This window comes from Bacteroidales bacterium MB20-C3-3, assembly GCA_035609245.1.
Taxonomy (GTDB): Bacteria; Bacteroidota; Bacteroidia; order Bacteroidales; family UBA932; genus Bact-08.
The window spans coordinates 2,189,942-2,204,674 of the sequence record CP141202.1 but is presented as its reverse complement, the minus strand read 5'-3'; the positions used below and the strand labels follow the sequence as shown (position 1 = coordinate 2,204,674).

Sequence of the window (14,733 nt, the reverse complement as noted above, 5' to 3'; positions counted from 1 at the left end):
ATCAATATGACTTATTCAAAAAGAATTTTTGGCGCAGCAATAATTAAAGCAATCAATGCGAACTATAATGCTGATTTTTCTGGACAACCAAGAACACTCCCCAATGGAGTCGTCTATGCAACTGATAAAGCATTAAAATACTCAATTAAAAACTTTATTAAGGAGTTTTTCCCTTTAGAGTATGTTTTCTACTTTAAAAGGATTAACCAACAAAAAAAGGAAGATGCAATACCCTTTAGCCTCATCGAGGCATTTTGCACAAAGAATCCATCTTTAGCTGAAGTAGTTATTTCTAAGAAAAAAGATAAAAGTAAAGAGGGAAAAGATTCCGAAGAAATTGATGAAGGCAAGTTATCTGTGAAACTTAAAGCAAACAAAACAGAAGTAGCTAAAGCATTACTGGATTGCATAGATATTAGGCTCTTTGGTGCAACGTTTGCAATGAAAGGCGCTGAAAAAAAGGATAATGTTTCAATTTCTATTCATGGACCAGTACAAATAACACATGGGATAAATCTATGGAGTGAAAATAATTTCTTCTCAGAACAAATCATGTCGCCATTCCGCAATCCGAACGAAAAAAATGATGATAATACAGCCACCACGCTTGGACGCCAAAGTCGTTTGCACGAAGGACATTATTTGCATCATTTTTCTGTAAATCCAAAAAACTTGGAGGACATAATCGAATTGGCAGGAAAAGATGCCAAAACTCTTTCGGCTGATGATATTGCCAAATTAAAAGAAGCACTGCAAAAGGGTGTGACCTATTACGATTCGGCCGCCAAAGCAGGTTGTGAGAATGAATTATTGGTTTGGGTTACATTAAAACCAGAATCCAAGCTCGTCCTACCTAATTTCACGCAGTTGATGAAAATGGACAAAGAAAAAGTGGATGGCAAAGTCCAACTTGATTTGGCTGAATTGAAAACAGTTATTGAAGCAAATGCTACTGAAATTGAATCAATCGAAATCAGTTTGAATCAAGCATCGATTGAGATAATGAATGCGCCGCAAAAAGCAACAATTAAAAGTTTGTAGATTTTCATAACCCTGAAGGTTTTAAAAACCTTCAGGGTTTAATTAGCCGCAGTATGGAAAAATTAGTTTCAATCAACATCAAGTCGGATTTTGGTTTCTTGAAGAAACCCGACACCAACGATCCAATTTATCTGACCTTTAATATGCTTCACAAGCCATCTCTTTTAGGAATACTTGGAGCAATTATTGGCGAAAAAGGGTTTCAGAAACATGGAGAGATGCCTGAACATTACAGGAAGCTAAAGGGTTTGAAAGTATCCATAGCTCCATTGGAAGAAAACGGGAAAACTTATCATGAAAATGGAAATTTTGCGAAGACAGTTATCAAATACAACAATACAACTGGATTAGCAAGCGAAGAAGAAGGTGGCAACCTAATGGTTACAGAGCAAGCATTAGTAGCTCCAGCATTTAAATGTTGGATTCTGCTAAACTTGGAAAACAACGTAGAAGCGAAACTCTACAGCTTTTTAAAAGAAAACAAAGCCGAATACCTGCCCTACATGGGTAAAAATGAGTTCTCTCTTTGGTGGGATAATTTTGAGGAATATACCTATGAGCCATTGTCTCCAAACGGAGAATTCCAGATAAATAGTTTGTTTATCAAAGAAGAAACGGTAAAAGATGGAATAGTAAATGTGCGTTTCCGCCCTGGTGTTTTATCTATAACTGGAAGCAAATACATGTATTTTGAAAGGCTTCCAATTGGCTATATTGAATCACCATTATTCCAATACGAATACAGGAATTTTGCATTTACGAACTGGAATTTAAAGCAAGATTACGTATTGCCCGAATCGTATCCATTGTATAAACTTTCGAATAATGAAATCATTCAATTGTTCTAGTGATATCTTAGATGGTCTTTTGCCAATCTTCAGAGAGCTTTCTAAAACATATTATGCCCATTTATCTAAGGATAAATCGGATAAGGAGACCCTTTTCGAACACTCGGAGCTGGTTTCTAAATACTGTTTGCGATTGATGGAGTCTCATCAAATAGATCATTTGCTCGACTCCTTGATAGAAAAGCTCATGCCACTATTATATATTAAAAGTGAAAAGGAATTGGGAAACTTATTCAAAGAGATATTCATCGCAGCCATTGTTTACCATGATTTGGGAAAAGTTAATCCCAATTTTCAGGTTTTAAAAATGGAGACTGAATTGTTCTCTTTGAATAATAAATTGTCGTTTCAATCAAATCATTCGTTGCTTGGTGCATACCTGTTTTCAAACATCTTTTTTAAGAAGACTGTTGAAAACACTCAATTTAATGATGACGAAAAACTTATTCTGTATTTCTCTATTCATCTATTTGCAGGGGCTATCATTAAGCATCACAATCCAACAATTGAATTTTCGTTAGAATTTGAAAACCAACAAATCGATGATTGTTATTCATTTTTAGAGACGTATCGCATCTTTTGGGATGAAAATATCTGTTCGAGTTTCTACTATGGGGCTACAGATATTTTTGGGGGATTTTGTGAGATGGTTGATAACCCTGAAGTCTATTTCAATTTGTTTGCAACAACTAAGCTTTTGTATTCCTTACTAACCGCTTCTGATTTCTATGCAACTAACGAGTTCATGACAAAAATAGAAATCAATGAATTCGGGATATTAAGCAAACCCGAAAAAGAAAAACTTATCGAACGGTTTAAAACTGTAAGGCCATATAATAAAGACCTGTACTCAAATTTGGAGTATTACCAATCTTTTCCCTTTGAAAAACTAACTGAACGGAACAATCAAAACCTGAATATCCTAAGGCAAAAGCTTACTGCCGTAATGATTTCGAATTTAAGAGAACATTCTGCAAACAGATGCTTTTATCTGGAAGCTCCTACTGGTGCGGGAAAGACAAACTTATCGCTGGCATTTGCAACAGAGCTAATGAGTGTCGATTCCTCGATAAATAAAGTGTTCTATGTTTTTCCTTTTACAACCTTAATAACCCAAACATTTAAGTCGATAAAGGAGACTTTAGAGATTGACAACAATTCCATTATTCAAATCCATTCAAAAGCAGGGTTCCATGAAAAAGGAGATGGTACGTATGGAAATGAGAAGCGGATCTATTTGGACAATTTGTTTGTAAACTACCCAATTGCACTCCTATCGCATGTCCGGTTTTTCGACATTCTGAAAGGCAATGAAAAGGAGAGCAACTATTTGTTGCATCGGTTGTGCAATTCGGTTGTAATCATTGACGAAATTCAAACCTATAATCCTGAACATTGGGATAAGATTGTCTATTTCCTTGCCAATTATGCCCAATCATTCAACATTCGGGTTCTAATCATGTCGGCAACTCTTCCAAAAATTGATGCGCTGCATGAGAACTTGAAAGGATCATTTGTTTCATTGATTTCAAATCGGGATCATTATTTCTCGAATCAGAATTTTGCAGGCCGGGTTTCATTTGACTTTACTTGGGCTGACAAAAAAAGGCCAGAAAATGAGGATGAGAAAAAAAGACACCTAATCGAATTATCTGAATTCATGATTGAAAAAGCAGAACAGTATGCAAATTCAAATGATGAAAAAGTAAAAGTCTTGATTGAATTCATTACAAAGAAAACCGCAGCACTGTTTTTCAGTATCATTAATCAGGACTGCCGTTTTGAAGAATACAAAATCCTTTTGCTTTCTGGCGATATTCTTGAATTTAGGAGAAAGCAAATCATCAATTCAATAAAGGAACAAGAATTCCCCAAAGTGATAGTTGTATCAACACAGGTTGTTGAAGCGGGTGTTGATATTGATATGGATTTAGGATTTAAGGATCGTTCGCTAATAGATAGCGATGAACAATTGGCTGGGCGTATCAATCGGAATGCATCAAAAGATAATTGCATTGTCTATTTGTTTGATTGCGACAAGACGAGTACCATTTATGGTTCAGATTCTCGCTACAAAGTACAGCAAACGGATAAAGATATTTTCGACGACTACAAAGAGATTCTTGTAAAGAAGCAATTTCATGCTTTGTACGAAAAGGTATTTGAGCAAAAATCAAAGAATATGAGGAACGTTTTTCATGCTGACAATAGTTACTATCAACACTTTAAAAACTTCAATTTCTCGAAACTCCATGCTGAATTCAAATTGATTGAGGATAATGACAGCCAGCAACTATTTATTCCGATTCCAATTCCGGTTTCTTTCTTTGAAAACATTTCGGATATAGAGAAAATGGATGCTTTAACAGAAGAAATTAAATATGTAGATGGGGTTAAAGTGTTTGAATACTACGAAAAGTTAATAAAATTGGAATTAGACGACTTTACCATGAAAAAAATTGAAATAAAGAAGTTAGGTAGTATCATGTCGCAGTTTAGCATCTCAGTATATCGAAAGCAACTTGAGGTTATTGCAGATTTATTGCATCCAGAGAAAAGCAAATATGGTTATCAATATTTATTTAATTGGGAGGCGTACTACTCTCAAGAATATGGATTTGATATGGAAAAGATTTATTCCAATACGTTATTATAACTTAAAAAATGCGCATCACCGGCACTCATTTTAATTATCTTCTGATTTGTAACCGAAAGCTTTGGCTGTTTGCAAACGGGATTAATATGGAATCTACCTCCGATTTGGTGTATGAAGGGAAGTTAATACACGAAACTTCATACTCCAGGCGGAGTGATAGATTTCAGGAGATTGAAATAGATGGGATTAAAATTGACTATTACGACTCAAAGGGTAAGGTTGTTCACGAGATTAAAAAGTCTGACAAAAGGGAGGAGGCGCATATCTGGCAGCTTAAATACTATCTGTTTGTTCTAGAAAGAAATGGGATTGAGGGTGTGACAGGGATTATTGAGTATCCAAAGCTTCATAAAACTGAGGAGGTATTACTAACAGAACCTGATAGAGAGTTTATTCGGGAGAGTGTTGTAAAGATTGATGAAATTATTCACAGTGATGATTGCCCCGAAAGAATAGGCAAAAGCAACTGCAGAAACTGCAGCTATTTTGATTTTTGCTGGAGCGGAGAGGAATCGGATGATAATTAATACTTAATCAAATGAAAAAGACCTATTATTTGTTTAATCCCGGCAGGCTTCAGAGACAAGACAACACTCTGAAGTTTACAGCTGTTGATGAAGAGGGCAATGAACAAAAGCCGAGGTTTCTCCCGGTTGAGAATGTATCCGAGCTTTATTGCTTTGGCAATCTGGATGCTAACTCGGCCCTCTACAACTTTTTAGGTCAGGAGCAAATCTGCGTCCACTTTTTTGACTATTATGAGAACTATACCGGTTCATTTATGCCAAAAGAGGCTCTAATTTCGGGCAGGATGCTTATCTGTCAGGTGAAGGCGCAACAGAATAAGAAAAAGAGGATGGAGGTTGCTCAAAAGTTGTTAATCGGAGCGAGTCACAATATGCTAAAAAATTTAAAATATTATAATTCCAGAGGCAGAGATATTGTACCTTTAATGAGCAGCATACAGGCTCTTTCAGATAAAATTTGCGAAACATCGGAAATAGATGAGTTGATGGGAATTGAAGGAAATATCCGAAAAAACTATTACGAAGCATTCGATTTTATAATCAATGATTTTCAAATGGAGGGCAGAAGCTATAAACCTCCACTTAATGAGGTTAATGCTCTTATATCATTCGGGAATATGATGTGCTATAGCCAGTGTTTGAAAACAATTCATCAGACACAATTGAATCCTACGATTAGTTTTCTTCATGAGCCCGGCGAGCGTCGTTTTTCACTCTCTCTTGATATTGCAGAAATATTCAAGCCTTTGTTAGTTGATAGAGTAATATTTAAGGTTCTGAATAAAAAAATGATACAGACCGATGACTTTGAAGAGTCGTTAAAGAGAGTTGTTTTAAAGCCAAAAGGGAAGAAAAAATTTGTAGAGGCCTTTGAAGAGAGACTTAATGAAACTATTCAGCACAGGACTTTGGGCAGATCAGTAAGCTACAAACATCTGATTAAACTGGAGTGCTACAAGCTTCAAAAGCATTTGCTTGGTCTGGAGGAGTATAAACCATTAAAAATGTGGTGGTAGAATGTACATAATTGCTGTGTATGATGTTGGTCAAAAGCGAGTTGGCAAAATGTTAAAACTTTGCAGAAGATATTTGAATTGGATTCAAAACTCTGTGTTTGAGGGAGAAATTAGCGATGCTAAGCTGATAGAACTGAAATATAAAGCACTATCAATTATGGATAAAGAGTCAGATAGTCTTATTATTTTCAAAACCAGACAGGAAAAGTGGCTTGAAAAAGAAATTGTGGGGAAAGAGAAGCAAGAGCTAGACACATTTCTTTAAGGTAAATGTTGTCGATTGTTTGAGCAAAGTGAAATTAATCTAATTTAATAATAAAAAGTAAATCACCTATGTTCTTTGACATATTGAATATCAAGATTGTATACAAGATTGTCAAACCTATGCCCGTTTTACACTTTTGCCGTTAGACGATTTTTTATAAGAAATTTTCTATATTTGATTTCCGAAAATGCTTGATTATCAAATATTTTTTTGAAATCGTCTATCGGCTTTTAATCGTACCATACTGGAATTGAAATGCATTTGCGTATATTCTTTTCAATAATGACTCTTGTCTTTTAATCGTACCATACTGGAATTGAAATTCAAATAAGAATATTATGAAACTATTCGCAATAAACTTTTAATCGTACCATACTGGAATTGAAATGATCTCCAGTTGAGAAAATTTGATATGATGCTTTAACTTTTAATCGTACCATACTGGAATTGAAATTTCCTAATGCGGCACGAAGGACTAGAAAGGTAGTTCTTTTAATCGTACCATACTGGAATTGAAATTCATCACTGCGATAATCATAAAGAAAAATAATATCTTTTAATCGTACCATACTGGAATTGAAATTAATTGGCACATTAAAGAAAAGGACTCAAAAAGGGTCCTTTTAATCGTACCATACTGGAATTGAAATTGGAGCAGGCCTCGCGAAATTCGCACCAAGATGGACTTTTAATCGTACCATACTGGAATTGAAATATGGCTGTTCCTGCAGGGAAGAAAGCAATCATGGCTCTTTTAATCGTACCATACTGGAATTGAAATTCGTTGATATACTCTTCCATCTTTGACCTCAAACCTTTTAATCGTACCATACTGGAATTGAAATTAAATTCGTTTACCGCTTCCCTAGCTGCTGGTAAGCTTTTAATCGTACCATACTGGAATTGAAATAAATAAAATGTCCTTGATGCAGGGCTAACCACTACCTTTTAATCGTACCATACTGGAATTGAAATTTTAAAGAGATCACATCCACATGGCTGCGAGGCTTTCTTTTAATCGTACCATACTGGAATTGAAATTGACTGGCAAAACTTCCCAACTCAACCCCCGGTTCTTTTAATCGTACCATACTGGAATTGAAATAGCTTGTACTTTACATCAGCAAGTCTCTTGCCATACTTTTAATCGTACCATACTGGAATTGAAATATAGTATCTGCAAGTGTTTGTATGAGATTGAAACCTTTTAATCGTACCATACTGGAATTGAAATTGTGCTTAAGTACATTTCGTCAATTACTCCAAACTCTTTTAATCGTACCATACTGGAATTGAAATTAACCTCTAATTTGTCGCTAAAATAACTATCTAACTTTTAATCGTACCATACTGGAATTGAAATTTCAAAGCGACTATAAAGGCATACCTGGATAACAGACTTTTAATCGTACCATACTGGAATTGAAATTTTATAAAGATTGAGGCAATAAAACTATAAGATGGCTTTTAATCGTACCATACTGGAATTGAAATTACCTCCTTGTTAAGTTCGTTTATTGCCTCCTGTTGCTTTTAATCGTACCATACTGGAATTGAAATTGTCAAGTAAGCTACCTTAGCGCCATTCTCCAACTGCTTTTAATCGTACCATACTGGAATTGAAATTGCGAATATCTACCTGACCACATTCATTACGAATGGCTTTTAATCGTACCATACTGGAATTGAAATCGAATGATTATAAATACCCTCTCCATCTACTGCAGCCTTTTAATCGTACCATACTGGAATTGAAATAAAGGTATGGCAGTCTCGTGCATTACCTTTTTTTCCTTTTAATCGTACCATACTGGAATTGAAATGGGAGAGAACATAGACAACGAAAGAAAGAAATATCTTTTAATCGTACCATACTGGAATTGAAATGACATTACACTGAAGATTAATGGTGAACAGCAAAAAACTTTTAATCGTACCATACTGGAATTGAAATATTACCTGCTTCAAAGCCTGTTGTATGCCCTGCGGTCTTTTAATCGTACCATACTGGAATTGAAATTGGGCTGTAGTGGCGTTATAAAATGCACTCCTAAATCTTTTAATCGTACCATACTGGAATTGAAATTCGTTAATGATTGAGTTTAATAGGTTAGATATTTTTGCTTTTAATCGTACCATACTGGAATTGAAATGATGAGCTTCTTAAAGAAGCTGTGTCACAAGCAAAACTTTTAATCGTACCATACTGGAATTGAAATGTAACACAACTCGCGATGTGAAGGGCTTTGAGTGCTTTTAATCGTACCATACTGGAATTGAAATCAGTGCAGGTGTCTGGTTGTTCCAATCCTTCAGGCTTTTAATCGTACCATACTGGAATTGAAATATAAGTCCGGGCAACTATCAAGTAATTTCTTAATCACTTTTAATCGTACCATACTGGAATTGAAATATGCAGAGCTGTAAACGCTTGCGGGTTTGTCAATACTTTTAATCGTACCATACTGGAATTGAAATTCAAGCGTGATTAACTCCCGCAACGCAGATGAATCTTTTAATCGTACCATACTGGAATTGAAATTTCTTAAGAGAAGTTGCATCATTCTGTCCTGCGGACTTTTAATCGTACCATACTGGAATTGAAATAAGCAATATGCACATCGTTAAATTCATCTGCTAACTTTTAATCGTACCATACTGGAATTGAAATTGCTCTACCCAATAAGCGTAATCAGCGTCATATACTTTTAATCGTACCATACTGGAATTGAAATGCAGCGAGGGAAGCAGTGAATGAGTTCATGGGGCAGCTTTTAATCGTACCATACTGGAATTGAAATTTTTCTCCCGCCTTTCTATGTAGTGGTCGGGGTTCTTTTAATCGTACCATACTGGAATTGAAATATAGAAAACGATATTGTAAAATTCATTAAGGTTAACTTTTAATCGTACCATACTGGAATTGAAATATGGGCAGAGTTAACACAGAGCCAAGCAGTAATTACTTTTAATCGTACCATACTGGAATTGAAATGACAGCCGCAAGGATGCTATCATGGCAAATCGTGACTTTTAATCGTACCATACTGGAATTGAAATTAATATATAGCAGTAGAGTCATAATCTCCTCTGAATCTTTTAATCGTACCATACTGGAATTGAAATAATTATTCTTCAAGCAATGATGTGTTAAGACTAGATCTTTTAATCGTACCATACTGGAATTGAAATTTCATTAACGCAGACGAACTAAAACAATTTATAACTTTTAATCGTACCATACTGGAATTGAAATCTCGCTGATTTTTCTTGGAAGCTCCACCTCCCATTTCTTTTAATCGTACCATACTGGAATTGAAATGAAGAATTGATTCAGGAAGAGATTTCAGCAGATGCTTTTAATCGTACCATACTGGAATTGAAATTTCAAGATGTACTCGCTAAGCATTCTCTAATTCCTGCCTTTTAATCGTACCATACTGGAATTGAAATTGTACTTTTTCGTGTAATTGTATTAATCTTCTAACTCTTTTAATCGTACCATACTGGAATTGAAATCATTGCACGATTCTTGTCTTGAGGGACTGGTACTGCCTTTTAATCGTACCATACTGGAATTGAAATAAGGATATACAAGAGGCAAATGAACTAATAAAGCCTTTTAATCGTACCATACTGGAATTGAAATAGAGGGAGATTTGATTTATTGGGGCGGTTCTAATTACTTTTAATCGTACCATACTGGAATTGAAATATGATATTTATTGATTAGAAACAGGATAAAATGCCTTTTAATCGTACCATACTGGAATTGAAATCTATTGACTTGGGTTCTGCTGAATCACAATAGATACTTTTAATCGTACCATACTGGAATTGAAATATTTACCAAAATACTCCCCCTTACTATCCCCCGATGCTTTTAATCGTACCATACTGGAATTGAAATTCCGTACTTGCGTTTCTTTCAATCTCTAGCTCTAGCCTTTTAATCGTACCATACTGGAATTGAAATAAGCAATATGCACATCGTTAAATTCATCTGCTAACTTTTAATCGTACCATACTGGAATTGAAATTTTAAGGAGAGAGGAGTCTCCTATCCTTTACATCCTTTTAATCGTACCATACTGGAATTGAAATACTTCAATCTCTAGTACAGCATCACTCTCAAACGGACTTTTAATCGTACCATACTGGAATTGAAATACATATATGGAGGAGAGAACAAGGATGGATTAAACCTTTTAATCGTACCATACTGGAATTGAAATTACGGTGCAGAAACCGTTGCTGCCTTGTACTGTCTTTTAATCGTACCATACTGGAATTGAAATTTTGCGGATATGGCTGTGCAAATAGGCGAAGTGCCTTTTAATCGTACCATACTGGAATTGAAATTAAGGGACTTTCTGGCGGAATATTGGGGTGTTGTCTTTTAATCGTACCATACTGGAATTGAAATCTCCTTACCAACCTCAAATCTCCTATCAAGTAAACTTTTAATCGTACCATACTGGAATTGAAATCAAGATAGATGGAAGAACGAAAAAGAACCACCTGAAACTTTTAATCGTACCATACTGGAATTGAAATGAGTAATCTCTCTCAAATATCTCAAGCCTAATATCTTTTAATCGTACCATACTGGAATTGAAATGTAGGTGAGGAAATTTGGGTAAGAGTTAAATTGTCTTTTAATCGTACCATACTGGAATTGAAATTAATGAATCCTGATGTCGATATTCTGACCAACTATCTTTTAATCGTACCATACTGGAATTGAAACCAGCAAGCAGAGGAGCAAGTTAGAAGATTAATACCTTTTAATCGTACCATACTGGAATTGAAACGATTTAAAAAAATATCAGTCTCTTCAGCAAACGGGCTTTTAATCGTACCATACTGGAATTGAAACATGAGTACAATGTTAAAAATGAAACGAGACAGGCTCTTTTAATCGTACCATACTGGAATTGAAACGAGATGCAGCTTGCTTCAAACTCTGAAGGAGTAGCTTTTAATCGTACCATACTGGAATTGTGTTAAACAATAACTTACTTTCAAACTCACTTCCCACATAATAAGTATTGGAATCTTATCTACCTGGGGACAAATTGTCCCTATGGACCTTGTTTGACTCTCTTTGCCCCTAGCCTCGCCTCCCACCTCTCACCTCAGAGGAAAAGTGTCTAACAGCAGTAAACAAGCGTGTTACAAAAACGCTCCAAGCTTGCTATATATTTATCTATCAGTCGTTTGACACTTTTCCTCTGAGGCAGAAACTGCGTTTCAGTTTTTTCGTAACTTCACCCAACATTAAACTTCTCTATTATGGAAACAATGATTGATATCAGGATACTCTTTTCAGAGATCTCCTGGCTTTGGTATGTAATTTCAGTGGTGGTTGCGTTTGGGATGGGTGCGTTGTGGTACACTGTGCTGTTTGGTAAGCAGTGGGTTAAAGCTGTGAATTATGTTTGTCTGTGTGGTGCAAATATCTCTGACGGAGAGGAGTGTACATGCAAGGGCAGATTTCCGTGGGAGATGGTATTTCAGATTATTGGAACAGCTATGGTTGGCTTAATGTACTTTATCCTCACCCCAATTTCTCTCTGGCTTGCAATTATTGTTTGCGTCGCTTTTGCAGGGTGGACAAAGTCCATGCTTAAGTTTCAGATTGCCGGGTGGAGCAGGTATATAACACTTGCCATGATTGATGTTGGGTACTTTGTGGTAGTGTCAGTGATTTTTATTTTGTTCAGCTATCTATAGGCAATCTTGGGGTCCAAATCCAAATTTATCGCCACTTTCTTGGATTCAAATCCAATTTTATCGTATATTTGGTCAAAACTGATCCAATATGATAGTACGAGAACTTGAAAATATTGTTAAAAACAGGCTTAACAAAGGAAAAGCAATTGTTATAATGGGGGCCAGACAAGTTGGGAAAACCACTCTTGTTAAGGGTCTGTTTAAAGGTTCAAATGAAGTAATCTGGCTAAATGGCGATGAGCTTGATGTACAAAATCTTTTTGAAAACATATCTTCTACAAGGCTAAAATACATCTTTGGAGATAAGAAGTATGTTGTTATTGACGAAGCGCAAAAAATAAAAGAGATAGGAGTCAAGTTGAAACTAATTGTAGATGAGATTCCTCAAATACAACTTATAGCAACTGGCAGCTCCTCTTTTGATCTTGTAAATCAAATCAACGAACCACTTACCGGAAGAAAATGGGAATACAAAATGTATCCGGTATCTTTTGCCGAAATGGTTTTGCATCACGGATTAATGGAAGAAAAGCGATTAATTCCTCACAGACTTATCTATGGTTACTATCCCGATGTTGTAAATAATCCCGGAGATGAAAAAGAGATATTAAAGCAATTATCTGACAGCTATTTATATAAAGACATTTTGATACTTGATCAAATTAAAAAGCCGGAGAAACTGCTCAAATTATTACAGGCAGTAGCTTTTCAGACTGGTAATCAGGTATCCAATTCGGAACTTGGTCAAATATGTGGTCTGGATTCAAAAACAGTTGAAAGATATCTCTTATTACTTGAGCAATGCTATGTAATTTTCAGATTAGGCTCTTTCAGCCGTAATTTAAGAAATGAGCTTAAAAATTCTAAAAAAATATATTTTTATGACAATGGTATCAGGAATGCTATAATTGCAGATTTCTCATTAGCTGAAAGTCGAAATGACATAGGTAGATTGTGGGAGAACTTCATAATTTCAGAGAGATACAAAAAGATAGAATACAACTCCTTATGGAAGAACAGATGGTTTTGGAGAACAAAAGATCAGGCAGAAATTGATTATATTGAAGAGGGTGATGGCCAAATCAAAGCCTATGAATTCAAATGGAGTTCAACTGCTAAGCATAAAACGCCTAAACTATTTTTAGATAACTACTTCGGTAGTACTTTTTCAGTTATAAACCCAGAAAACATTGAAGACTTTCTGCTATGAAAAAAACAAACCTCCTGATTTTTATTTTCACATTAATGCTCCCGTTTACCCTCTTTGCCCAAAAGGGGGCCACAACTGAGCAGCGGATTGATGCGCTTTTTGCATCGTTTCACAATGAGATGCCCGGTGTGGCTGTTGCTGTAACGTTAGACGGTAAACAGATATATAACAAGGCGTTTGGACTTGCGAACCTGGAGTACAATGTGCCAAATACAACAGCTACCATATTTGAGGCCGGGTCGGTGTCAAAACAGTTTGTGGCTGCGTCGGTGTTGCTGCTGACGAAGGAGGGTCGGCTCTCGTTGAGCGACGATGTAAGAAAATATGTTCCTGAATTGCCGGTTTACGATGCCCCCATTACCATCGACATGCTCCTCTGCCATACCAGCGGGCTGAAGGATTGGGGGGCGATTTACTCCCTCACCGGATGGCCGAGAACCACTCGGGTTTATACACAGGAGCTTGGCTATGATATAATTTTTAGACAGAAGAGCCTTAATTTTCTTCCGGGAAGCCAATACTCATACAGCAATTCAAATTACATGATGCTCACTCTCATTGTTGAGCGGGTATCCGGACTCTCTTTAGCTCAATTCACCGCCCAAAGGTTTTTCGGGCCGATGGGTATGTCGCAGACCAGCTGGAGGGATAACCACAGGGCGATAGTGGCGGGAAGAGCCACCGCATATGAAAAGAGTGAAGGTAAGTATCTGCTCAATATGCCTTTTGAGGATCTGCACGGTCCGGGGGGCCTTCTTACAACAACGCACGACCTCCTAATATGGAACAGGCTGCTGGAGAGTGAGGAGATGTTCGGCAGTGAATATGCCATTAACAGAGTGGCCGAGCGCAAACTGAATGACGGAAAGGGGTGCGGATATGCTGCCGGACTGACTATCGGCAAATACAACGGATATGACGAGATTGCCCACAGCGGCTCAACAGCAGGCTACAGAGCGTGGCTGGCATGGTATCCGCAAAAGAGGCTGTCGGTAGTGCTTTTAAGCAATTATGCACAATTCCAACCGATTCAGATTGGGCGGGCAATAGCGGCAATTTTTGTGGGAGAGGAGTCGGCCTCTCCTGCTCAGCCGGTTGCTAAAGCCGATGAAAACGGGAACGGGGATACCAAAGATGCCAATGCCAAGCGGGACCGTAAGAGCCTTGCACAATACGAAGGCACATACTTCAGCGATGAGGCGGGGAGTACAACATTCATTATTAAACTTACCGGCGATAAACTGGAGGTGAGGCGAAAAGCAGGAGAGAGTTTTAGTTTAACAAATCTCTCAGGAGATAAATTTACTTCAGACGGAAACGGAGATTATCTCTTTACACGTGACAGACGAGGCAAGGTTAATGGCTTTAAAGTGAGTGTTATGAGGGCATCTTATATACCATTCTATATTTTATAATTCACTTTTTCTGTAATAT

Annotated in this window: 9 protein-coding genes and 1 CRISPR repeat array; all 9 genes read left to right on the top strand. The window is 36.7% G+C overall.

Going from position 1 to position 14,733, the window contains the following annotated elements; translation table 11 throughout:
• The first annotated feature begins 6 nt into the window (after window positions 1–6).
• The 9 genes from U5907_10010 (at window position 7) to U5907_09970 (ending at window position 14,714) form a co-directional block, all read left to right on the top strand.
• Entirely contained in the window at window positions 7–1,041 is a 1,035-nt protein-coding gene (locus U5907_10010) for a type I CRISPR-associated protein Cas7 (protein WRQ32904.1), read from the top strand.
• A 53-nt stretch (window positions 1,042–1,094) separates the two neighbouring features.
• Window positions 1,095–1,889, top strand: a complete 795-nt coding sequence (locus U5907_10005) for a type I-B CRISPR-associated protein Cas5 (GenBank protein ID WRQ32903.1) — start codon at window positions 1,095–1,097, stop codon at window positions 1,887–1,889.
• Window positions 1,867–4,545 (top strand): CRISPR-associated helicase Cas3', encoded by a 2,679-nt coding sequence (gene cas3, locus U5907_10000; GenBank protein WRQ32902.1) that lies wholly within the window; start codon window positions 1,867–1,869, stop codon window positions 4,543–4,545. The genes U5907_10005 and cas3 overlap by 23 nt, the downstream gene beginning before the upstream one ends.
• 8 nt (window positions 4,546–4,553) lie before the next feature.
• Entirely contained in the window at window positions 4,554–5,072 is a 519-nt protein-coding gene (gene cas4 / locus U5907_09995; protein ID WRQ32901.1) for a CRISPR-associated protein Cas4, read from the top strand.
• Between the two features lie 11 nt (window positions 5,073–5,083).
• Window positions 5,084–6,088, top strand: coding sequence for a type I-B CRISPR-associated endonuclease Cas1b (cas1b, locus tag U5907_09990; GenBank protein ID WRQ32900.1), 1,005 nt, complete (start codon window positions 5,084–5,086; stop codon window positions 6,086–6,088).
• A 1-nt stretch (window position 6,089) separates the two neighbouring features.
• A complete protein-coding gene (gene cas2 / locus U5907_09985) occupies window positions 6,090–6,353 on the top strand; it encodes a CRISPR-associated endonuclease Cas2 (GenBank protein ID WRQ32899.1) in 264 nt (87 codons plus the stop codon).
• Window positions 6,354–6,580: 227 nt separating this feature from the next.
• Window positions 6,581–11,361: a CRISPR direct-repeat array (repeat unit 30 nt; unit sequence CTTTTAATCGTACCATACTGGAATTGAAAT).
• A gap of 287 nt (window positions 11,362–11,648) precedes the next feature.
• Window positions 11,649–12,089 (top strand): DUF1761 domain-containing protein, encoded by a 441-nt coding sequence (locus U5907_09980; GenBank protein WRQ32898.1) that lies wholly within the window; start codon window positions 11,649–11,651, stop codon window positions 12,087–12,089.
• A gap of 88 nt (window positions 12,090–12,177) precedes the next feature.
• The gene (locus U5907_09975; protein WRQ32897.1) at window positions 12,178–13,299 is read left to right on the top strand and encodes an ATP-binding protein; all 1,122 of its coding nucleotides are present in this window, start codon (window positions 12,178–12,180) and stop codon (window positions 13,297–13,299) included.
• The gene (locus U5907_09970) at window positions 13,296–14,714 is read left to right on the top strand and encodes a serine hydrolase domain-containing protein (protein WRQ32896.1); all 1,419 of its coding nucleotides are present in this window, start codon (window positions 13,296–13,298) and stop codon (window positions 14,712–14,714) included. The genes U5907_09975 and U5907_09970 overlap by 4 nt, the downstream gene beginning before the upstream one ends.
• Window positions 14,715–14,733: the final 19 nt, after the last annotated feature.

Bases quoted from the DNA above. Each gene is read 5' to 3' on its own strand.
- U5907_09975 (WRQ32897.1), top strand. From the start codon at position 12,178: ATGATAGTACGAGAACTTGAAAATATTGTTAAAAACAGGCTTAACAAA.
- U5907_09980 (WRQ32898.1), top strand. From the start codon at position 11,649: ATGGAAACAATGATTGATATCAGGATACTCTTTTCAGAGATCTCCTGG.
- cas3 (WRQ32902.1), top strand. From the start codon at position 1,867: ATGAAATCATTCAATTGTTCTAGTGATATCTTAGATGGTCTTTTGCCA.
- cas4 (WRQ32901.1), top strand. From the start codon at position 4,554: ATGCGCATCACCGGCACTCATTTTAATTATCTTCTGATTTGTAACCGA.
- cas1b (WRQ32900.1), top strand. From the start codon at position 5,084: ATGAAAAAGACCTATTATTTGTTTAATCCCGGCAGGCTTCAGAGACAA.
- cas2 (WRQ32899.1), top strand. From the start codon at position 6,090: ATGTACATAATTGCTGTGTATGATGTTGGTCAAAAGCGAGTTGGCAAA.
- U5907_09970 (WRQ32896.1), top strand. From the start codon at position 13,296: ATGAAAAAAACAAACCTCCTGATTTTTATTTTCACATTAATGCTCCCG.
- U5907_10010 (WRQ32904.1), top strand. From the start codon at position 7: ATGACTTATTCAAAAAGAATTTTTGGCGCAGCAATAATTAAAGCAATC.
- U5907_10005 (WRQ32903.1), top strand. From the start codon at position 1,095: ATGGAAAAATTAGTTTCAATCAACATCAAGTCGGATTTTGGTTTCTTG.